Source organism: Streptomyces sp. NBC_01408, assembly GCF_026340255.1.
GTDB lineage: Bacteria > Actinomycetota > Actinomycetes > Streptomycetales > Streptomycetaceae > Streptomyces.
In genome coordinates this window covers 4,675,448-4,695,339 of sequence record NZ_JAPEPJ010000001.1, presented here as the reverse complement: position 1 = coordinate 4,695,339, position 19,892 = coordinate 4,675,448, and the positions used below count along the sequence as shown (strand labels likewise).

Genomic DNA, 19,892 nt, shown 5'->3' with positions numbered 1-19,892 from the left:
GCCGACGGTCAGGGTTCAGCGGTCTTCGGCGTGCCGGCGAGGTGCGGCGCACCCGGTGAACCTTTCGGTCACAGCAGCGGGTCGTGCCGTCAGAGTCGCGTCCGGCCGGCCGGGATGCGTTCCGCCCCGGGCGCGGAGGGCTGCGCGGGCAGCCGGTCGACCGACGGCCGGCCCGGCGTGGCCGACCGGATGTCCTGCACTCCGCGGCGCAGCCGGTCGCGCAGTACGCGCCCCAGCGGGCGTTCGACGAACCGGTGGATCAGCCAGGCGAGCAGCACCATGCAGGCCGTCACGCCGAGGAACAGGGGCACGGGCGCCACCTCGCGGCGGAAGTGGTGGATGAAGGTCAGCCCGGCCATCATGTGGATCAGGTAGAGCGGGTAGGTGACCGCTCCGGCGTGCGGGAGCCAGCGCCATCGGATGCCGTCGAGGGCGCCGAGCGCCAGGGCGGCCATGACGGTGAAACCGAGCAGGATGATCGCGTGGGCGGGCCAGGCGGGCGTCTGGTCGGTGGTGCCCCGGCCGAGGCTGGCGAGCATGCGGGCGTGCACGTAGTGCTGTGCGAGGAGGAACTGGACGCCGACGACGGCCCACAGGACGGCGTTCGGCCCGAAACGGCGCATCAGGTAGAAGGCGATGCCGGCGATGAAGTAAGGGGAGGCGGACGGGGCCGCGAAGAAGGACAGCACGCCGTTGTCGGCGGAGGGTGCCACGACGCCGGCGAGGGTCCAGAGCCCGCAGAACAGGACGCAGTTGCGGTAGGTCACGCCGCGCATGACGACGACCGCGAACAGTATGTAGAACTTGAGCTCGACGAAGAGGGTCCAGTAGGCGTCGTCGATGTTGGGGACGCCGATCCCGCCCTGGAGCATCGACAGGTTCACCACCACGTCGCTGACCGCGCCGACCCGCCTCACCTCGGGCCAGTTGAACAGCACGAGGGTGGTGAAGGCCACGGCCGCCCAGTAGGCGGGGAAGAGCCGGGAGACCCGGGACACCGCGAAGTCGCCCACTGAGCGGCCCCAAGCGCTCATACAGATCACGAACCCGCTGACCAGGAAGAAGATCTCGACTCCGAGCCAGCCGTAGACGGCGAACCTGTGGGCGACGGGGAAGACGCCGGCGGTCGGTTCGCCCCAGGCGCTCTCGAGGGCCGCGTAGTGGTAGAAGAGCACGGCGAGCGCGGCGAGGACCCGGATGCCGTCGAGGACCGCCAGGCGCCCGCCGGGGGCTCCGGCACGCGTGCGGCCGCCCGGCTGCGACGTTCCGGCTGAACTGCGCGTGCTCATCCCTCGACCGCCTCCTCGAAAGTACGACAGTCCGATTACCGCCGTCAGATGCAGCGGAACCCTACAGCGCACGTACAAGCGGTCCCCGGGGCCCGGGCCCGGCAGCGGAGGACGTACGTCCGCTTTGTCGGGCGCGCCCTACTCCGCGATCTCGGCGGGGATTTCGAACCAGGTCGGTTCGTCCCGCAGCGCCTGGTGGATCCGGTCCAGCGCGAAACGCTCCAGCGGCGGCAGCGCGTCCACCTCGAACCAGGCCACCTCCAGGGACTCGTGGTCATTGGCCCTGGCCTCGCCGCCGGTCGCCCGGCAGCGGAAGGTGATGTCCTGGAACTGGCAGACGTCGCCGTTGGGGTAGGTGATCGGCGCGAGCATCTGTACGAGCACGACCCGCTCCGGGACGCACCGCACGGCCGTCTCCTCGTACACCTCGCGCACGGCGGTCTCGGCGGGCTGCTCCCCCGGCTCCGCGATTCCGCCGATCACGGACCACCGTCCGGTGTCGGACCGCCGGCCGAGCAGCACCCGGCCCCGGTCGTCGAGGACGATGGCCGTGACGCCGGGCAGCAGGAGCAGCTGGTGCCCGGCGGTGGCGCGGATGGCGCGGATGAAATCGGGTGTGGTCATCCCCCGACCCTACGAGGCCTGCGGGACGGCACTGATCCGGCCTGACCCGAAGGCAGGCCCTAGTGCTGTGGCCGGGCGCGGATCCGGCGGGTCAGGACCCAGCCGAGCCCGGCCGCGGCGGCGACGAGCAGCGCGTACTCCGGGAGCGGGCCGACGAGGGTGGCCGGGGTACGGGAGGACCGCAGCGGGATCTCGGCGACCAGCGCGTCCGCGGTGAACATCTCGGTCCGCTGGACGATCCTCCCGTCGGGGCGGATGACCGCGCTGACCCCGCTGGTGACGGGGACGAGGACGGTCCGGCTGTGCTCGATGGCGCGGATCCGGTCCATGGCGAGCTGCTGGTAGGTCATCTGGGAGCGGCCGAAAGTAGCGTTGTTGCTGGGGACGGCGATCACCTGGGCTCCGGCCTGGACGGTGGAGCGGACGGCGTCGTCGAAGGCGGCCTCGAAGCAGGTGACCATGCCGACCCGGCTGCCGGCCATGTCGAAGACGCCGGGGTCCTTGCCGGGGCCGAAGTCGCGGCGCACCCGGTCCACGTCGGCGCTGAAGAGCCGCACGACCGAGCGCATCGGGATGCGTTCGCCGAAGGGCTGGATCTTGCGCTTGTCGTAGGTCACGGTGGGGCCCTTGACCGGGTCCCAGAGGATCATCGTGTTGCGCAGCGGGCCGGATTCCGGGACCAGGACGGAGCCGATCGCGACGGGCACGCCGATGGCCTTGACGGCCGAGTCGATGGCCTCGTAGGCGTCCGCTTCGAGGTAGGGGTCGAGGTCGGAGGAGTTCTCCGGCCAGACGACGAAGTCCGGGCGGCGGGCGGACCCGGCCTTGACCTCCTCGGCCAGCTGCTTGGTGCGCAGGGCGTGGTTGTCCAGGACCTGGCGGCGCTGGGAGTTGAAGTCCAGGCCGAGGCGGGGCACGTTGCCCTGGATGACGGCCGCCACGACGGTGCCGTCCTCGGCCGCGTCGGAGACCAGGGGGCGGGCAGCGAGGCCCGCGACGACCGGTGCGCCGACGCTGAGGACGGCCAGGGCCGCGGCGGCGCGGCGGGGGTGGCGGCGGGCGATCCGCAGGACCTCGTAGAGGCCGAATCCGCACAGGGCCACGGCGAAGGACAGCACGGGGGTGCCGCCGAGGGCGGCGAGCGGGGCGAAGACGCCGTCGGCCTGGCCGAAGGCGAGCTTGCCCCAGGGGAAGCCGCCGAACGGGGCCCGGGCGCGGACCGCCTCTCCGGCGACCCATACGGCGGCGGCGAACAGCGGCCAGGCGGGGAGCCTGCTGACGAGTGCGACGGCGAGGCCGGTGAGCCCGATGAACAGGGCCTCCACGGTGGCCAGCGCCAGCCAGGGCACCGGGCCGACCTCCTCGCCGGTCCAGACGAGGAGCGGCAGCAGGAATCCCAGCCCGGCGAGGAACCCGATGCCGAAGCCGGCCCGGGCGCGGCGGCCGTACAGGCAGCCGGCGAGCAGGGCGAGGGCGAAGGGGGCCAGCCACCACAGCGGGCGGGGCGGGAAGCTGAGGTAGAGCAGCACGCCGGCCACGGCGGCGAGGGCGGCGCGCAGCCAGAACGCCTTCCGCGTTCCCTTCGGGGGAGACACGGCGTCGGTGGTCGCGGGGCCCGCCGCGACGGGGTCTGCGGGCTGCGCGGGCTCGTTTCCGGCCGCGCGGGTGGCACTGCTGCTCATCTGGCGGAGTGTACGTCCCCACACGCCGGGCCCCGGTAAGGACCTACGGGGTGTTCTGTACGGACACCCCCTAGTGCTGTGGCCGGAAAGGTTTGCCGGCCACAGCACTAGCGGGCGTGGGCGCGCAGGTGGGTGCGGATGACGCGGACGGCGTTCTCGGCGTCGTCCACGGTGACGGTGAACCGCTTGCCGTCGTCGAGCCTCAGTTCCAGGCCCTCGCCGCGCCGGACGATGATCGCGGTGCCCTTCTCGGGCCGCCAGCGGTGGCCCCAGCCGCCCCACTGCTGCGGGGTGATCCTGGGAAGGAACTCGGCCGAGGTGACCTGTGCGAGGCGGATCTTGCGGCGGGGCAGCCCGATGTGGCCGCAGCGCACCTCCAGGGCCTCGGCGTCGACGGTCACGGCGACGTGGACGAAGGCGATGGTCCCGTAGAGGATGAGCAGCCCGGCCGCGAGGCAGCCGATCACGGCCATGAGCAGCGGGATGATGCCGGCGGTCCAGGCACTGTCGACCGCGAGCTCGATGCCCAGCGCCAGACAGCCCGCGCCGGCCGCTGCAAGCAGCCACTGCGCACGGTTGGAGGCCCGGCCCGTCCAGAGCGGACCCGGGGGGTGACCGGTCATGACTAGCAGCGTACTCACGTTCCGCATGCCCGCCACCGCCTCTCGCCCAGTCGGTGCAGCGCGGCTCACGCATCCGCGCCTGCCCGCTCTTGACCTGAACCAAACTTGAGGTTTTACGGTCGTCCACATGACTACTCACGAGGCAGCACAGATCACTCCCGAGCGCTACCGCACCGCGGTGGTGCCGCACATCATGGTGTCCGACGCGGCCGCCGCGATCGCCTTCTACCAGCAGGCCTTCGGGGCGGTCGAGGAGTTCCGGCTCGCCGCCCCGAAGGGCGGCGTGCTCCACGCCGAGATCCGCGTAGGCGAGGCCGTGCTGATGCTCGGCGACACCTCCGAAGGCCCCTTCACCGCACCCTCGGCCCTGGGCGGGACCTCGGTCGCGCTGCACGTGTTCGTACCGGACGTGGACGCGCTCGCACGGACGGCCGTGGCGGCCGGCGCGGAACTGGTCCAGGAGCCGGCGGACCAGTTCCACGGCGACCGGACCGTCATCCTCCGCGACCCGTTCGGACACCTGTGGATCTTCCTGACCCACCTGGAGGAGGTGTCGGACGAGGAGCTGAAGCGCCGCCTCGCGGATACCCCTTAGTCGCCGCCCCGCTCAGGCGGCGGGCTCGCCGCCGCCGCCCGGCAGGAGGCTGACGAGGGCGTCGCGCAGCGCCGGGCTGCGGGCGGTCATGAGGCGGTGCAGGTTCCGGGAGCCGAAGGCCACGCGTTGGGCGCTGCGGCGGCGCTCGGTGTCGTAGGCGCGCAGGGCGGCCGGCAGCCGGTCCGGGCCGGCCTCCGCCACGGCGCGGGTCAGGGCCTCCGCGTCGAGCAGGGCGGTGCAGGCGCCCTGGCCGAGGTTGGGGGTCATGGCGTGGGCCGCGTCCCCGACCAGGGCGACCCGGGCGGCCGCGGTGAAGGAGGGGAGCGCCGGGTACAGGTGACGCATCTCGTACCGGATCCAGGTGGCGGGCTCGGTCTCGGCCAGGACGCGCGGGATCGGGTCGTGCCACCCGGCGAAGGCGGCCCGCAGCTGTTCGGCGGACTCGCCGGGGCCGGTGGCGCCGGCAGGGCCGCCGGCCGTGGCGGGTCCGGCGGCGGCGGTGGCCGCGGGGACGGCGGCGTACCAGTTGGTGCGTCCCGGCTCGACGGGGGTCATGCCGAAGAAGCGGCCGTCGCCCCAGGTCTCCCCGTACCGCCCGGTCTCGAATCCGGCGATGCCGATCCAGGCGACGGTGCCGACCTGGCACGGGCGGCTGCGCTCGCCGAAGTGCGCGGTGCGGACGGTGCTGTTGATGCCGTCGGCGCCGACGACGAGGTCGGCGCCGAGGGACGCCGGGTCGGCGAGGTGCTGCCCGTACGCGATCTCCACTCCGCCGAGCCCGTCGAGTGCGGCCAGCAGGGCGTCGATCAAGTAGGGGCGGGATACCAGCAGTTCGGGACGGCCCGCCTTGCGCTCGATCCGTTCGAGCGGGAGCGCGGCCAGCACCGTGCCGTCGGGGCGCCGGATCCGGGCCCCGCGGTACGGGACCGCGCGCGCCCGGAGCGCGTCGCCGAGGCCGAGCCGGTCGAGCGCGGCCTGGGCGGTGGGGTGGATTCCGAAGGCCGTTCCGTAGCGTTCGAGCGCGGCGCGGCGCTCCAGGACGGTCACCTCCCAGCCCGCGCGGCGCAGGCCGACGGCGGTGGCCAGCCCGCCGACCCCCGCTCCGACGACGACAGCCGTGCCCCCGGCTCGTGCGCCCATGACGGACCCCTTCGCTCTTGCGATCGCCCCCACGACCACCACAGCCGTGGTACTACATCTGTGGTACCACGGCTGTGGTTAAGCTGGCAATGTGAATCACGAGCGGAGGGACCGGCTGCGGGACGCGGCCATCGGCGTTCTGGCGGAAGCGGGCGGGCGCGGGCTGACGCACCGGGCCGTCGACGCGGCCGCGGACGTGCCCGCGGGTACGTCCAAGAACTATTTCCCCACCCGCGACGCGCTGGTGCGGGCCGTGGCCGAACGCTGCATGGAGCAGTACCTGGCCATGGCCGCGGCCCTCGCGGGGTCCGGGCCCGGACCCGCCGACGCCCGCGAGCTGGCGGCCCTCCTCGCCGGGATGCTGCGCGACGTGGCCGGGCCCGGGCGTTCGCGCGTACTGGCCTACCTGGAGCTCCAGACGGAGGCGACGCGGCGGCCCTGGCTGGCCGCCCTGCTGGACCCGATCGGCACGGCGGACTTCGCGGCGTACGCGCACCTGCTGCGCTCCGCCGGACTGCCGGCCGGACCGGAGCGGGTCCGCACCCTCACCCTCGCCCTGCACGGCGCGCTCCTCCACCTGCTGACCGGATCCCCCGGCACGCTGGCCGCCGCCGGCCTCGACGACCTGGAGGGTTTCACCCGCGGCCTGCTGGCCGCCGTACACCCCGGCGAGGCGGTCCACCCCGGGGAGGCGCCGTGACCACGCGGATCGACCGGGCCGTGGGCGCCGTACTCGGCTCCGCGGCGGGCGACGCCCTCGGCGCGCCGTACGAGTTCGGGCCCGCCGGGCAACTGACCGTACGCGGCGAGGAGATGCGCGGGGGCGGCGGCTGGGACCCCGGAGAAGCCACGGACGACACGCAGATGGCGGTCCTGGTCGGCGAGTCCCTGCTGGAGTGCGGCGGCCTCGAACTCCCCGACGTCTTCCGGCGGTTCCAGCGGTGGGCGGCCGGACAGCCCAAGGACATCGGGCTCCAGACCGAGGACGTGCTGACGAACGGCGCGGCTTGGGATCGGGCCGCTGCCCTGCACTTCCAGGTCAACACCCGTGCCGCGGGCAACGGTTCGCTGATGCGCGCCGCCACCTCGGCGGTGTACTTCTCCCCCGCCGGACGGGAGCGGACGATGGACGCGGCCCGGCGGATCGCGGCCCTGACGCACGGCGACCGGGCCGCCTGGGAGGGCACGGCCCTGCTGCACGAGCTCGTACGGGTGGCCCTGGACGGAGCCGATCCACTGGGCGCCCTGCCCGCGGCTCTGGCGGCGGTGCACCCGGACCACCGCGAGCGGTACGGCCGGGTGCTAGACGAGTAAGTCCGAAGTGGCGTCGTCCGCCCGCAGGGCGGGCGGGGAGGTGCCAGGCGCGTGCGGCTGCAAGGCGGAGGAGGGAGTCGACGCGGAGCGTCGGCGACCAACGACAACGCCGCAGACGCGCGTGCCTGGCACCTCCCCGCAGACGCCACTTCGGACTTACTCGTCTAACCCCCGACTGGCACCCGGACCTGGCCACCGAGTTCAACGGGGCGGTCTGGCCGTGTCTGGGCTCGGCGGTGTGGGCGCTGCGGACGACCACCGGGTTCGCGGAGGCCGTGCGGGCCGCCGTGGACCTGGGCGGGGACACCGACACGGTGGCGGCGGTGACGGGAACACTGGCCGGGGCCCGGTACGGCCAGGGAGCGGTGCCTCGGCACTGGACGGACCCGCTGCACGTGCCGCTGCCGGGCTTCGGGGACCGGGTCCTGGACGCGGACGACCTGCGCGAACTGGCTCAGCGGCTCGCGGCGGCCGGCGCCGCTTCCCCTTCAGGCGCCGCTTCCGCTTCCGACGCCGCTTCGGGCTCCGGCTGACGCCCGGGGGCGAGCTCCAGACGGCGGCCCCGGAAGGCCGCGCGCAGCCGCCGGTCGTGGGTGACCAGTACCAGGGTGCCCTCGAAGCGGGCCAGTGCCGCCTCCAGTTCCTCCACCACGGCCGGGGCCAGGTGGTTGGTCGGCTCGTCCAGCAACAGCAGGTCGAGCGGCCCCGCCACCAGCCGGGCCAGCTCCAGCTTGCGGCGCTGGCCGGCCGAGAGGGCGCGTACCGGCTTGCCGAGATCGCCGGGTGCGAGCAGCCCGAGAGTGGCGACCCGGTCGGCGTACTCCTCGCCGAACGCCGCGGCCACGTCGCGCCGTTCGCGCGCCCACGGGTCGTCCTGCCGCAGGATCCCCACCCGCCGTGCCGTCCGTACGAGGCCCTGGACGGGCTCCAGTTCACCGGCGAGCAGCCGCAACAGGGTTGACTTCCCCGCCCCGTTGGGGCCGGTGACCAGCAGCCGCTCGCCCGGTTCGAGGCGCAGGGAGAGCGGCGCCAGGCGTCCCGGCACGGCCGCCGCGGCCAGCTCCACCACCGCGGCGGAGCCCGAGGTGAACCGCCCGGTGAAGGTGACCGGGCGCGGCGGCGGCGGAACGGGGTGCTCGGTCAGCCGGTGCAGCCGTTCCCGGGCCGTGCGGATCCGGCCGGCCGCGCCGTGGGTCCGGGAACGGGCCCGGAAGGCGCCCGCCCCGCTGAACCCGCGGGGCAGCTTCCGGGGGATCCCGGCGAACCGAGCGATGTTGGTGTCGGCAAGCCGCTCGGCGTCGCGGACCTGCTCCAGCCACTCCTCGTACTCCCGCTCCCAGCGGGCCCGTTCGGCCGCCTTGGCGGTGCGGAAGCCGGCGTAGCCGTTGCCGTAGCGGCGTACCGTACGGCGGTCCCCGTCCACCTCCAGGATCGCGGTCGTGACCCGGTCGAGGAAGATCCGGTCGTGGGTGACGGCCACGACGGTGCCCCGGTGGGCACGCAGCCGCTCCTCCAGCCAGCCGACGGCTTCGTCGTCGAGGTCGTTGGTGGGTTCGTCGAGGAGCAGCAGTTCGGGTTCGGCGGCGAGGGTCGCCGCGAGGGCGAGCCGGGAGCGCTGCCCGCCGGACAGGGTGCCGAGGGGGCGGTCGGGGTCGAGCGCGGCGCGTTCGCCGAGGCGGCGCAGGGTGGTCGCGACGCGGCGTCCGGCGTCGCGGCCGCCGCGCGCCTCGTAGGCGGCGAGGAGGTCCCCGTACGCGGCGAGTTCCTCGGGATCCGCTTCGCGCAGGCGGGCTTCGGCGGCCCGGATCCGGCGTTCCAGGGCGCGCAGCCCGGCGAGCGCGAGGTCGATCGCGTCGCCGACGCGGGCGGCCGGCGGGAGGTCGAGGGTCTGCGCGAGATGGCCGAGGCCGCCGGGCGCGGTGACGGTGACCTCGCCGTGGTCGGGCCGTTCGCGTCCGGCGAGGAGTCGGAGCAGGGTGGACTTTCCGCAGCCGTTGTCGCCGACGACTCCGACCCGCTCGCCGGGCCGGACCGTGAAGCTGACGCGGTCCAGGACGACACGGGTGTCGTAGCTCTTGGCGACCTCGGACAGGACGATCTGGCGGGAGGCGAGTGGAGCACGCAAGGGCAATTCCTCAGGCCGGGGACAAAGAGGCAAGACGATACGGTCCGTCTCGCACCTCGACAGTAATCAATCCACGCGAATCCCGCAAGACGTTTCGTCTCGCCAGTGGGGGTCAGGTGTTACGCGACGACCGCGCCCTGTCCCGCGAGCAGTCGGCCCTCCGCATAGCTGAGGGCCGCGGCCGGGAGGTCCTCGTGCCGGCCGCTGCGCAGGACGGTCAGCGTGCCGGTGGCGGGCAGGCCGGGCTCGGGTGCCGCGCCGATGCGGCGCAGCGCCTGTACGGCGACGGCCTCGGCGGACCCGTGGAAGACGAGGCCGGCGCCCCCGGTCCGCGCGGCCAGGGCGGCGCGGATGGGGTCCTCGACCAGCTCGTAGTGCGTGCAGCCGAGCACCACGTCGGTGACATCGGCGGGGGTCAGCGCGGCGGCCGCGGCCACGGCGGTGGCGACGGCGGTCTGGTCCGCGGCCTCCACGGCTTCGGCGAGCCCGGGGCAGGGCACCTCGGTGACCGGGACCCCGGCGGCGAAGTCACGGATCAGGCCGCGCTGGTAGGGGCTGCCGGTGGTCGCGGGGGTGGCCCAGATGGCCACGCGGCCGCGCGCGGCCGCGGCGGGCTTGATCGCCGGGACGGTGCCGATGACCGGGATCACGGGCTCCAGTTCCGCCCGCAGGGTCGGCAGGGCGTGCACGGTGGCGGTGTTGCAGGCCACGATCAGCGCGTCCGGCCGGTGCGGTGCGGCGGCCTTGGCGACGGCGAGCGCCCGCTCGGTGAGCGAAGCGGGGGTCCGCGGACCCCAGGGCATCCCGTCGGGGTCGGAGGAGAGGAGCAGATCGGCGTCCGGCCGCAGCCGCCGCATCGCGGCGGCCGCCGCGAGGAGGCCGATTCCGGAGTCCATGAGCGCGATCTTCACCCGGCCACCTTAGTCGAAGCCCCCGCCGAACCCGCCCGACTCCGCCCCACGCGGGTCCACCGGCCCCCACCGGAAGCCCCCGCCGCCAGCACCGCGCACGGCCCCGGCCGGCCGGCCCGCCAGACGAACTTCGCCGGGCGCAGCCACGTGAGCAGGGGCGCGCCAGGCGGCAGACCCGGATTGCCCCACCCCACGAAGCCACCGCCCCCGAGCCCGGGGGCGCACCCCAGCCCGGCCGGACCCTGGCGGAGTGCGGTTCGGCTGCGCCGGGGCCTGGTCGGTGGGGTCGGTCCGCGGGGCCGCTCCGGGTTGTCTCCTCGGCTCGCGCACTGAGCCCGACCCGACGTCCTCGGCCCAGGTTGCGCGCTCGTCCTGCGGGGACAACCCTGCGCGTCCCCACTCCCCTCCACCACGGCTACGCCCACCCCCACCACCGCCAGGCTCCGCTTCCGAAGCCCGGGCGTGGGGCGGGGTCGCGCAGGAGAGTCCCCGCAGGACGAGCGCGCAACCCAGGCCGGGCATGCGTAGCCGGGGCTCAGTGCGCGAGCCGAGGAGACGCTCCGGAGCGGCACCGACCCACACCCCGCCAAGCCCCCGCCAGGGCCAAGGCCAAACCCAGCCCCGCCGGCGATTGAGGCGCGGGGCCTGGGGCAGAGCCCCAGCAACGGCACCGCACCCCCCGCACGCCCGACAGGGCCCGGCCGGGCGGGATGCGCGACAGGTGTCACGGGGCCCGGCACACTGCCGCCATGGGCCCTCTCCTCGCCGCCTGCGCGGCCTACGCCTCCCTCGCCGCCTGGCTCTGGCTCACCCTCGCCCAGGGCATGTTCTGGCGCACCGACGTCCGCCTGCCGCCCCGTACCGCCCCGGCCCGCTGGCCGTCCGTCGCGATCGTCGTCCCCGCCCGGGACGAGGCCGCGGTGCTCCCGTACAGCCTGCCCTCCCTCATCGCCCAGGACTATCCCGGCGAGGCCGAGGTGATCCTGGTCGACGACGGCAGTTCGGACGGCACCGGCGACCTGGCGCTGCGGCTGTCCCGCGAGCAGCCCGGGCTGCCCCTCACCGTGGTCTCCCCCGGCGACCCCGCCCCCGGCTGGACCGGGAAGCTCTGGGCGCTGCGCCACGGCATCGCCCTCGCCCGTTCCGCGCACGCCGGCGAGCCCGACTACCTCCTCCTCACCGACGCCGACATCGCGCACGAGCCCGACAGCCTCCGCGAACTGGTGGCCGCCGCCACCTCCGCCGACCTCGACCTCGTCTCCCAGATGGCCCGGCTCCGTGCGGTCAGCCCGTGGGAACGGCTCGTCGTACCGGCGTTCGTCTACTTCTTCGCCCAGCTGTACCCCTTCCGCCGGATCAACCGCCCCGGCTCCCGCACCGCCGCGGCCGCGGGCGGCTGCGTCCTGCTGCGCACCGAGGCGGCCGTCCGGGCGGGCGTGCCCGACTCCATCCGCCAGGCCGTCATCGACGACGTCTCGCTCGCCCGCGCGGTCCAGCGCTCGGGCGGCCGCATCTGGCTCGGGCTGGCGGAGCGGGTGGACAGCGTGCGCCCGTACCCCGCGCTCGCGGACCTGTGGCGGATGGTCTCGCGCAGCGCGTACGCCCAACTGCGCCACCAGCCGCTCCTGCTGGCGGGGACGGTGGCCGGGCTGGTGCTCGTCTACCTCGTGCCGCCGGTGGCGCTCTTCGCCGGGCTGGCGGCTGGCCGGCCGGACGTCGCCTGGGCCGGCGGCCTGGCCTGGCTGCTGATGGCCGGCACGTACCTGCCGATGGTGCGCCACTACCGGCAGCCCGCCGTGCTCGCTCCGCTGCTTCCGTTCACCGCGCTGCTGTACCTGTTGATGACCGTCGATTCGGCCGTCCAGCACTACCGGGGGCGCGGCGCGGCCTGGAAGGGCCGTACCTATGCCCGCCCCAGCGACGCCTGAAACGGTGAACTGCTGCCCGAAGCAGCGTCATCCGAGGTCACCGCATTGTGACGCTGCGTCAGCAAGAAGTCGGTGCACCACACAACCGATGAGTACGAGTACGAACAAGCTGGGGTGGAAGTGGTGAAATCGTGCACGTGAACGTCAAGTGAAAGCTGAGGTCCTGACCTGCGAATATGCAGGTCAGGGGGGTGTTGGCGACACCTCGCTATGGACCCGGTGAAGTCGTGGGCTTAACTTAGGTCCCATGACCTCCCCCCGCTCCACTTATGGCGGCGGTTACTACTCCGCGCCCTCCTTCCCGGACACCCCCATCTACGACTCCCTCGTCGCCGAACGCGGCACTCCGCAGATCGCCCCGATCCGCGTCCCCGCCGCGTACGACTCCCCGAGTGCCGGGTATTCGAGCGGTGGGTACCTGCCGGCCCTCGCCTCGGCCCTGCCCGCGCTGCCCCCGGCGATGCCGCAGCAGCAGCAGGCCCCGGCGTACGGCTACCCGTACCAGCAGCAGGCCGCGCCGATGCCGCTGCAGCATGCGCCCGCGCCGTACATCCCTCAGCAGCAGCCGCTCGCGGCCCGCGGGGGATACGCGCCGCAGCCCCATCCGCAGCAGCCTCGCCCGGTCCCCGCGGGCACCGGGTACGAGGCCATGCGCCCGGCCGCTCCGCGTCCGATGCAGGCTCCGGCGCAGGTCCCCGCCGCCTCGTACGAGGACCCGTACGGCCGCCCCTACCAGGGGCGCGGCTACTGACGGATCCGCTGCTGCCTACCGGGGAGGCCACGGGGGCGGCTGGCAGTATGCCCCCATGGCGAACTTGTATGTCCGGGCGCTCCACGTGCATCCCGTCAAGTCGGTAGCGGGAACCGCTCCCGACGAGGTGGCCGTGGAGCCCTGGGGCCTGTCCGGGGACCGGCGGTGGGCGCTGGTCGACGCCGGGGGCGCGGTCATCACGCAGCGCCAGCAGCCGCGCCTGGCGCTGGCGGCGGCCCGGCCGGCGGGGGACGGCGGGATCGCGGTGTCCGCGCCGGGCATGGCCGGACTGGTCGTGGAGGTGCCCGGGCCGGGGCCGCTGGAGCCGGTCCTGCTGTTCGGCAAGAAGATCGAGACGGTGGCCGCGGCGAGTGCCGCGGCCGACTGGTTCAGCGACTACCTCGGGGTGCCGGCGCGGCTCGTGCACCTGGACGACCCGGCCGTCCGCCGGCCCGTGGACCCGGCCTACGCGCTCCCGGGTGAGACGGTGAGCCTGGCCGACGGCTATCCGCTGCTGCTCACCACCCTCGCCTCGCTGGACGCGCTCAACTCGCTGATCGCGCAGGGGGACCACCCCGAGGAGGGTCCCCTGCCGATGAACCGGTTCCGGCCCAATGTGGTGGTCTCCGGCGCCGAGGCCTGGGCGGAGGACGGCTGGGGACGCCTCGCGATCGGCGACGCCGTCTTCCGTGGCGCCCGCGAGTGCAGCCGGTGCATCGTCACCACCACCGACCAGAGCACCGCGCAGCGGGGCAGGGAGCCGCTGGCGACGCTCGCCCGGCACCGGCGGATCGGCAAGTCACTGGCGTTCGGACGGCAGCTGGTGCCGGTGCGGCTGGGAACGGTGCGGGTGGGGGACGAAGTCCGCGTCCTGGGATGACTCACCCCGGACCGCCCCACTGGAATGACACCTTCGAGGGGCTCTCGACTGCGGCTGGAACCAACGTGCACGACCAGGCCGTTGGATCATCCGAGACGGGTGCACACTCATGACGCGTCATGGGAGTGCATGCCGGGAAGGTGCAGTGACCACGCACCGGACCGGGTGACCACAGAGGCAGACGGGGGCGAGGGGGAGCCGGACCGTGCGGACAGCAATGGGTGTGTGGCGTTGGCGGCGCAATGCGCTGCGCCGACCGACCGATCTTTTCGAGGCGTGGGTGGCGTTCGCCGCTCTCGTGTGCGTCCTGGTGGTGGCCCCGGCCGTGGGCTGCCTCGCGGGACTCCAGGTGGACGGGACCTTGCAGCGGGCCGCGCGCGAGCAGCGGCACGAGCGCTACCTCGTCCCGGCGACGGTGGTCCGGCAGGCCCCCGGGGCGCTCGCGGAGGCGTCCGCCGACCCTGCGGCCCGGCAGCAGGCCCCGCAGCGCACACAGATCGTGGCCGCCTGGACCGCGCCCGACGGCAGCAGCCACGAGGGCACGGTGCCGGCCGCGGAGGAACCCCCGTATCCGGGCGAGCGGTTCCGGATATGGACCGACACCAACGGCCGGGTGGTGGGGCAGCCGCTGGACCCGGCCGCCGCCTCCCTCCACGCCGGGATGGCGGGCGTGGCCGCCGCGATCTGCGCGGCCGCGCTGGTGGAGACGGTCCGGCGGCTGGTCGTACGCCGGCTCATGCATCAGCGGTACATATGTCTGGACCGCGCGTGGGCGGCGGCCGGGCCGGACTGGGGCCGGGCGGGCGCGGGCAGCTGACCTGGCAACTCACCGGCCCCGCGCGCGCTACGGTGGGACGGGCAGATCAGTCGGCTTCGGGCGGCTCCGGTCGCTTCGACAGCGCGAGTACGAGGGTGGGGGCACGACAGCACCATGGCTCAGGGCACGGTCCAGGTGACGCACGGCGGGACGTCGCGGTGGCGGCGCCGCTCCGGTGAGTATCCGACGCTGACCGCAGCGCTGGCCGTCGCGGGAGACGGGGACGTCCTGTCGATCGCCCCAGGCACCTACCGGGAGAACCTGGTGCTGCACCACGCCGTCACCCTGCGCGGCCCCGAGGGCGGCCTCGGGTCGGTGCGCATCGCCCCGCTCGACGGGGTCCCGCTGACCGTGCGTGCCTCGGCCGTGGTCCAGGACCTGCACCTGGAGGGCCAGGACCGGGCGGCGCCCGCGCTGCTCGTCGAGGACGGCGCTCCGGAACTGACCGATCTGCGGGTGCACACCCGCTCGTCGGCCGGGATCGAGGTCCGGGGCAGCGGTGCCCGGCCCCTGGTGCGGCGGTGCACGGTGGAGAACCCGACCGGGGTCGGCATCGCCGTACTGGACGGCGGCGGCGGAGTGTTCGAGGAGTGCGAGGTGGTGGCCGCCGGGCAGGCCGGGGTCTCGGTCCGCGGTGGCGGGCACCCGCGGCTGGAGCGCTGCCGGGTCCACCACGCCACGGGCGCGGGCATCGGGGTCACCGGTGAGGGCTCGGGCCTGGAGGCGCTGGGCTGCGAGGTGTACGAGATCAAGGGCACCGGCGTGCAGATCGCGGCGCGGGCCACGGCCCGGCTGACGGACTGCGCGGTGCACCGCACCTCGGCGGACGGGGTCACCCTCGACACGGACGCGGTGCTGATGCTGGCGGGCTGCGACATCCACGACATCCCGGAGAACGCGGTGGACCTGCGCTCCCGTTCGGTGCTCACCCTCAGCCGCACCACGGTGCGCCGGTTCGGCCGCAACGGGCTGTCGGTGTGGGACCCGGGCACCCGGGTCGACGCCGACTCCTGCGAGATCCACGACAGTACGGGCGACTACCCGGCGGTGTGGATCAGCGACGGGGCCACCGCCTCGCTGGACTCCTGCCGGGTCCACGACGTGCCGGACGCGGTGTTCGTACTGGATCGCGGTTCGCGGGCCGACGTGGTCGACAGCGACCTGTCCCAAGTGCGCAACACGGCCGTCTCGGTGAGCGACGGGGCCACCGCCCAGCTCGACGACTGCCGGATCCGGGAGGCGGCCACGGGCGCCTGGTTCCGCGACCACGGCAGCGGCGGCACCCTCGCCAACTGCACCATCGACGCTGTACAGACCGGCGTGATCGTCACCAAGGGCGCCGATCCGTCCCTGGAGCGGTGCACGGTCAGCTCCCCCGCCGAGGCCGGGTTCTACGTGTCGGCGGGCGGCCGCGGCACCTTCACCGCCTGCCGGGTCACGGGCAGTTCCGGTTTCGGCTTCCACGTCCTCGACGGCTGCCGCACCACGCTGACGCGCTGCCACACCGAGCGCTGCGCGCGCGGGGGCTACGAGTTCGCGGAGGACGGGCCCCTCGCGCAAGAGTGCACATCCGACGAGTCCGGGCCGCGGCTGGCAGCCCAGGCCGCCTCGGGCGGCGCGTTCGCCGGGGCGCAGACGGCGATCCGTACCGTCACCGCGGCACAGAGCCCCGTACCGGCGGCGGACATGCCATCGCCGCGGCCCGCGGACCTGCCGGACGGCCCGGCGGCGGAGGGGACCGCGCGGGGCTCCGGCGAGGTGCTCGGCCAGCTCGACGCGCTGGTCGGCCTGGAGAGCGTGAAGCGCGAGGTGCGCGCGCTGACCGACATGATCGAGGTGGGCCGGCGGAGGCAGCAGGCGGGGCTCAAGGCGGCCTCGGTGCGCCGCCATCTGGTCTTCACGGGCTCCCCCGGCACCGGCAAGACCACGGTCGCCCGGCTGTACGGGGAGATCCTCGCCTCCCTCGGGGTGCTGGAGCGCGGGCACCTCGTCGAGGTCTCGCGGGTGGACCTGGTCGGCGAGCACATCGGGTCCACGGCGATCCGCACGCAGGAGGCCTTCGAGCGGGCACGCGGCGGGGTCCTGTTCATCGACGAGGCGTACGCCCTGGCCCCGGAGGACTCGGGCCGGGACTTCGGGCGCGAGGCCATCGATACGCTGGTGAAGCTGATGGAGGACCACCGGGACGCCGTGGTGGTGATCGTCGCCGGGTACACGGCGGAGATGGACCGCTTCCTGACCGTCAACCCGGGTGTGGCCTCGCGTTTCTCCCGGACCATCACCTTCGGCGACTACGGTCCGCAGGAGCTGCTGCGGATCGTGGAGCAGCAGGCGGAGGAGCACGAGTACCGGCTCGGCGACGGCACGGCCGAGGCGCTGCTGGCCTATTTCACGGAGTTGCCCAAGGGCCCGGCCTTCGGCAACGGCCGCACCGCGCGCCAGACCTTCGAGTCGATGGTCGAGCGGCACGCGGGGCGGGTGGCGCAGTTGTCGGAGCCGGGCACGGACGAGCTCACCCTGCTGTTCCCGGCGGATCTGCCGGCGCTGCCCGCCGCCCTGCCGGCTCCTTGCTGACGCCGACGCCGGGCCGCTGACCCGGTACATCCGGTACATCCGGTACGCCGGCCCGTGCGGCCGCGTCCAACCGGGCGAGCAGGGCGTCGCGTTCGGCGGCGAACGCGGGGTCCGCCTGGTAGTCGGAGTGGCCGAGGATCGGGGCGGGCAGCGGATGGCGGGCGCTGCGCCCGTAGGCGACCGGGTCGGCGAGCGGGCCGCGGTCCACGCCCTCGGGGGTGCCGTGGAGCACCGGGCCGCCGATGGGGTCGGTGGCCCGCCACAGGTTGCGCCAGCAGTCGACCTCCCGGTGGAGCACGGAGAGCGGCCCGGGCCCGAAGTGGGCGGGGAACCAGCGTCCGTAGAGCCGGCTGAGCGGGGAGCCGTAGGTGAGCAGGGCGACCCTGCGGCGGACGGGCGGCGGCAGTTGCCAGACGGCGGCCGCCGCGAGCACGCTTCCCTGGGAGTGGCCGGAGATCACCAGGCGGCCGCCGGTGCGGCCGGTCCAGCCGGCCATCCGCCAGGTCAGGTCGGGGACGGCCCGCTCGGCGTAGCAGGGCGGCGCGAAGGGGTGCGCGGCGCGCGGCCAGAAGGTGCCGACGTCCCACAGGATGCCGATGGTTCGGCGGGCCGCGGGGTCCCGGTAGGCGCGCCGGCCCCAGGCGACGAACAGCACGAACCCGAAGCCGATGAGCCAGGACCCGGCGTCCTGCGCGGCGCGGGCGGCGGCCTCCAGCAGCGGGTGGGCGCCGCGGGCGGCCTCCCCCGGGACCTCTCCGCTGAGCCGGGCCCCGGCGAGGGCGCCCGCGCCGAGGAGCAGGGTGATCCCGGAGACGGCCGCCACGAACCAGGGCGCGGAATCGGTGAGCGCGGCGGCGGCCCGGGCTCCGGCGATCCGCCGGCTGCGGGCCGCGTCCGGCCGCTCACCCGGGTACTCGGCGGCCACGCTCCCGGCCAGTCGGCGCCGGACGAGGGCGCCGCGCACCACGAACCAGGCGGCGAGCAGGGCCAGTACGAGGAGCAGCGGGGGCAGTACGGCGGCCTGCCAGGACAGCAGCACGGGCGGCCCGGGCAGCGGGGCGCCCGCCATTCCGGGGGTGGCGCCCCCGTCGAGCCAGTCGGCGACGCGCTGGGCGACCCCGCCGGACATCACTCCGCCGAGCGCGCAGCCCAGCATGGCGATGGCGGGCCCGCCGAGGCCGCGCAGGGCGGCGGCCGGGTCGGGCGCCCGGCGGTGCAGGTGTGCGGCGACGGCGGCGAGGGCGAGTACGCCGAGGCCCTGGCCGAGCATGAGCGCGCCGAAGGCGAAGTCGCCGGGGAGCCGCCCGGCGGAGGTCCAGCCGGGGCGCGACCAGCCGGCGTACAGGAGGACGGCGACGAGGAGGCCGAGGGCGGCTCCGGGCAGCAGGGTGACGGCGGCCCGGTCGAGGTGGTGGTCGGCCCGGGCCTCGGTACGGCCGCGGCGGCAGACGACCCAGGCCACCGCGAGGGCCCCGGCGGCGAGCAGCACCTCCACCGCCCAGCCCACGGCTTCGAGTACGGGGGCGTCGGCCCGGCGGTCGTAGCGGGCGGTGGGTACGGCCACGGCCGCGGCGACGGTGAGCAGCCCGGCGGCGGTGTGCGCGGCGCGCAGCCGGGCCACGAGCCTGCGCCCGTACCAGAACCCGGGGCGGCCGAGCGCGGGCACGCCCTCGCCGACGCTGCCGGGGGCGGTGTCCGGATCGGCGGCGCCGGGTGTGGTGGAGCCCGGGTCGGCGGCGTCCGGGTCAGCGGCGCCCGCGGGGGGCGGCTGCGATTCGTAGGCGCTCCAGGTGCGGTTCGACAGGTACCAGAGCAGTCCGGTCAGGGCCGCCGGGACGAGCGCGCCCAGCGCGAGGCGGCGGCCGGGCTGGGACCACCAGCCGCCGTCGGAGAGGAAGGAGAGCCAGGAGCGGGAGCCGATGCAGCCGCCGGAGCCCGCGCACTGCCAGGCGACCAGGTCGAGCGCGACCTCGCAGGCGGCGGAGACCAGGAGCAGGGTGAGGCTGAGGGCGAGGATCCGTACGAGCACCCCGTACGTGCGCACCGCGCGGCGTGCCGGGCGGGCGGCGGGCGTGGCCGGGCGGGCCCAGTGGGCGAGGTTGACGACCATGAAGGGCAGGAGCAGCAGCCACAGCGCGCGCGTGCCGTTGCCGGAGGTGAGCCGGAACCAGCAGTAGGCCTCGGGGACGGGCCGGCCGGCGTACCGCTCGGGGTGGGTCTCGGCGTCGGCGTCGTCGGTGCGGCGGAAGACGGCGGCGGTGGAGTCCCCGGTGACGCGGACGGTGCGGGGGTCGCCGAGCATCTCGCCGGGGGTGGTGCCGCCGACGCCGTGGACGAGGAGTTCGAGGGCGAGGGGCGGCGCGGGGCGCCGGGGGGTGACGACTGCCGGGCTGTCCTGGGGGCTTGGGCTGTGTTCGGGACTCGGGCGGTGTCCGGGGCTCGGGCTGTCCTGGAGGTTTGGGCTGTGTTCGGGGGTCGGGTGGTGTCCGGGGCTCGGGCTGTCCTGGAGGTTTGGGCTGTGTTCGGGGGTCGGGTGGTCTGGGGTGCTCGGGCAGTCTGGGGTGCCCTGGCTGCTGTCTGGGGTGTCCGGCACTGCGGGCTCCGCTCGCGGGGCGGTTTCGGCGCGGTTCCAGCATCCC

15 protein-coding genes and 2 pseudogenes are annotated in these 19,892 nt (G+C 74.8%); 9 read left to right on the top strand and 8 right to left on the bottom strand.

Annotated elements, in window-relative coordinates:
- Positions 1–89: 89 nt before the first annotated feature.
- From OG447_RS21365 to OG447_RS21350, 4 genes are all read right to left on the bottom strand, one after another.
- The gene (locus OG447_RS21365) at positions 90–1,289 is read right to left on the bottom strand and encodes an acyltransferase (protein ID WP_266938444.1); all 1,200 of its coding nucleotides are present in this window, start codon (positions 1,287–1,289) and stop codon (positions 90–92) included.
- Positions 1,290–1,427: 138 nt separating this feature from the next.
- Complete coding sequence (locus OG447_RS21360; RefSeq protein WP_266938443.1) at positions 1,428–1,913, bottom strand: NUDIX domain-containing protein; 486 nt, start codon at positions 1,911–1,913, stop codon at positions 1,428–1,430.
- A 59-nt stretch (positions 1,914–1,972) separates the two neighbouring features.
- Complete coding sequence (lnt, locus tag OG447_RS21355; RefSeq protein ID WP_266938442.1) at positions 1,973–3,595, bottom strand: apolipoprotein N-acyltransferase; 1,623 nt, start codon at positions 3,593–3,595, stop codon at positions 1,973–1,975.
- A gap of 107 nt (positions 3,596–3,702) precedes the next feature.
- Positions 3,703–4,218, bottom strand: a complete 516-nt coding sequence (locus OG447_RS21350; protein WP_266938441.1) for a hypothetical protein — start codon at positions 4,216–4,218, stop codon at positions 3,703–3,705.
- A gap of 127 nt (positions 4,219–4,345) precedes the next feature.
- Between OG447_RS21350 and OG447_RS21345 the strand changes: the two genes are divergently transcribed.
- On the top strand, positions 4,346–4,813 hold the full coding sequence (locus OG447_RS21345) for a VOC family protein (protein WP_266938440.1): 468 nt from the start codon (positions 4,346–4,348) through the stop codon (positions 4,811–4,813).
- A gap of 12 nt (positions 4,814–4,825) precedes the next feature.
- On the opposite strand, the gene OG447_RS21340 is transcribed toward OG447_RS21345, so the two are convergent.
- A complete protein-coding gene (locus tag OG447_RS21340; protein WP_266938439.1) occupies positions 4,826–5,953 on the bottom strand; it encodes an NAD(P)/FAD-dependent oxidoreductase in 1,128 nt (375 codons plus the stop codon).
- Between the two features lie 91 nt (positions 5,954–6,044).
- Between OG447_RS21340 and OG447_RS21335 the strand changes: the two genes are divergently transcribed.
- From OG447_RS21335 to OG447_RS21325, 3 genes and pseudogenes are all read left to right on the top strand, one after another.
- Positions 6,045–6,653: a TetR/AcrR family transcriptional regulator gene (locus tag OG447_RS21335; RefSeq protein WP_266938437.1), complete on the top strand. Its 609-nt coding sequence runs from the start codon at positions 6,045–6,047 to the stop codon at positions 6,651–6,653.
- Positions 6,650–7,258 (top strand): annotated as a pseudogene (locus OG447_RS21330) (ADP-ribosylglycohydrolase family protein); the annotation flags it as partial. The gene OG447_RS21335 and the pseudogene OG447_RS21330, both read left to right, overlap by 4 nt.
- A 158-nt stretch (positions 7,259–7,416) precedes the next feature.
- A pseudogene (locus tag OG447_RS21325) lies at positions 7,417–7,800 on the top strand (ADP-ribosylglycohydrolase family protein); the annotation flags it as partial.
- Here OG447_RS21325 and OG447_RS21320 read toward each other — a convergent pair.
- Together OG447_RS21320 and OG447_RS21315 are read right to left on the bottom strand one after the other, a co-directional pair.
- The gene (locus OG447_RS21320) at positions 7,722–9,365 is read right to left on the bottom strand and encodes an ATP-binding cassette domain-containing protein (RefSeq protein ID WP_323181838.1); all 1,644 of its coding nucleotides are present in this window, start codon (positions 9,363–9,365) and stop codon (positions 7,722–7,724) included. The pseudogene OG447_RS21325 and the gene OG447_RS21320 overlap by 79 nt on opposite strands.
- A 146-nt stretch (positions 9,366–9,511) precedes the next feature.
- Positions 9,512–10,303, bottom strand: coding sequence for a glutamate racemase (locus tag OG447_RS21315; RefSeq protein ID WP_266938436.1), 792 nt, complete (start codon positions 10,301–10,303; stop codon positions 9,512–9,514).
- Between the two features lie 749 nt (positions 10,304–11,052).
- Here OG447_RS21315 and OG447_RS21310 point away from each other — a divergent pair.
- From OG447_RS21310 to OG447_RS21290, 5 genes are all read left to right on the top strand, one after another.
- Positions 11,053–12,231: a glycosyltransferase gene (locus tag OG447_RS21310; RefSeq protein WP_266938435.1), complete on the top strand. Its 1,179-nt coding sequence runs from the start codon at positions 11,053–11,055 to the stop codon at positions 12,229–12,231.
- A 247-nt stretch (positions 12,232–12,478) separates the two neighbouring features.
- Positions 12,479–12,982 carry a DUF6643 family protein gene (locus OG447_RS21305; RefSeq protein WP_266938434.1) on the top strand — a complete coding sequence of 168 codons (504 nt, stop codon included), beginning with the start codon at positions 12,479–12,481 and terminating at the stop codon, positions 12,980–12,982.
- Between the two features lie 55 nt (positions 12,983–13,037).
- Positions 13,038–13,862, top strand: a complete 825-nt coding sequence (locus OG447_RS21300; protein ID WP_266938433.1) for an MOSC domain-containing protein — start codon at positions 13,038–13,040, stop codon at positions 13,860–13,862.
- A gap of 205 nt (positions 13,863–14,067) precedes the next feature.
- Positions 14,068–14,679, top strand: a complete 612-nt coding sequence (locus tag OG447_RS21295; protein WP_266938432.1) for a hypothetical protein — start codon at positions 14,068–14,070, stop codon at positions 14,677–14,679.
- 114 nt (positions 14,680–14,793) lie between these two features.
- Positions 14,794–17,253 carry a right-handed parallel beta-helix repeat-containing protein gene (locus tag OG447_RS21290; RefSeq protein WP_266938431.1) on the top strand — a complete coding sequence of 820 codons (2,460 nt, stop codon included), beginning with the start codon at positions 14,794–14,796 and terminating at the stop codon, positions 17,251–17,253.
- On the opposite strand, the gene OG447_RS21285 is transcribed toward OG447_RS21290, so the two are convergent.
- The gene (locus tag OG447_RS21285; protein ID WP_266938430.1) at positions 17,192–19,846 is read right to left on the bottom strand and encodes a hypothetical protein; all 2,655 of its coding nucleotides are present in this window, start codon (positions 19,844–19,846) and stop codon (positions 17,192–17,194) included. The genes OG447_RS21290 and OG447_RS21285 overlap by 62 nt on opposite strands.
- Between the last annotated feature and the right edge of the window lie 46 nt (positions 19,847–19,892).

Excerpts from the sequence above, each read along its gene's own strand:
- OG447_RS21365 (WP_266938444.1), bottom strand. The coding sequence starts at position 1,289 with ATGAGCACGCGCAGTTCAGCCGGAACGTCGCAGCCGGGCGGCCGCACG.
- OG447_RS21360 (WP_266938443.1), bottom strand. The coding sequence starts at position 1,913 with ATGACCACACCCGATTTCATCCGCGCCATCCGCGCCACCGCCGGGCAC.
- lnt (WP_266938442.1), bottom strand. The coding sequence starts at position 3,595 with ATGAGCAGCAGTGCCACCCGCGCGGCCGGAAACGAGCCCGCGCAGCCC.
- OG447_RS21350 (WP_266938441.1), bottom strand. The coding sequence starts at position 4,218 with ATGACCGGTCACCCCCCGGGTCCGCTCTGGACGGGCCGGGCCTCCAAC.
- OG447_RS21345 (WP_266938440.1), top strand. The coding sequence starts at position 4,346 with ATGACTACTCACGAGGCAGCACAGATCACTCCCGAGCGCTACCGCACC.
- OG447_RS21340 (WP_266938439.1), bottom strand. The coding sequence starts at position 5,953 with ATGGGCGCACGAGCCGGGGGCACGGCTGTCGTCGTCGGAGCGGGGGTC.
- OG447_RS21310 (WP_266938435.1), top strand. The coding sequence starts at position 11,053 with ATGGGCCCTCTCCTCGCCGCCTGCGCGGCCTACGCCTCCCTCGCCGCC.
- OG447_RS21305 (WP_266938434.1), top strand. The coding sequence starts at position 12,479 with ATGACCTCCCCCCGCTCCACTTATGGCGGCGGTTACTACTCCGCGCCC.
- OG447_RS21300 (WP_266938433.1), top strand. The coding sequence starts at position 13,038 with ATGGCGAACTTGTATGTCCGGGCGCTCCACGTGCATCCCGTCAAGTCG.
- OG447_RS21290 (WP_266938431.1), top strand. The coding sequence starts at position 14,794 with ATGGCTCAGGGCACGGTCCAGGTGACGCACGGCGGGACGTCGCGGTGG.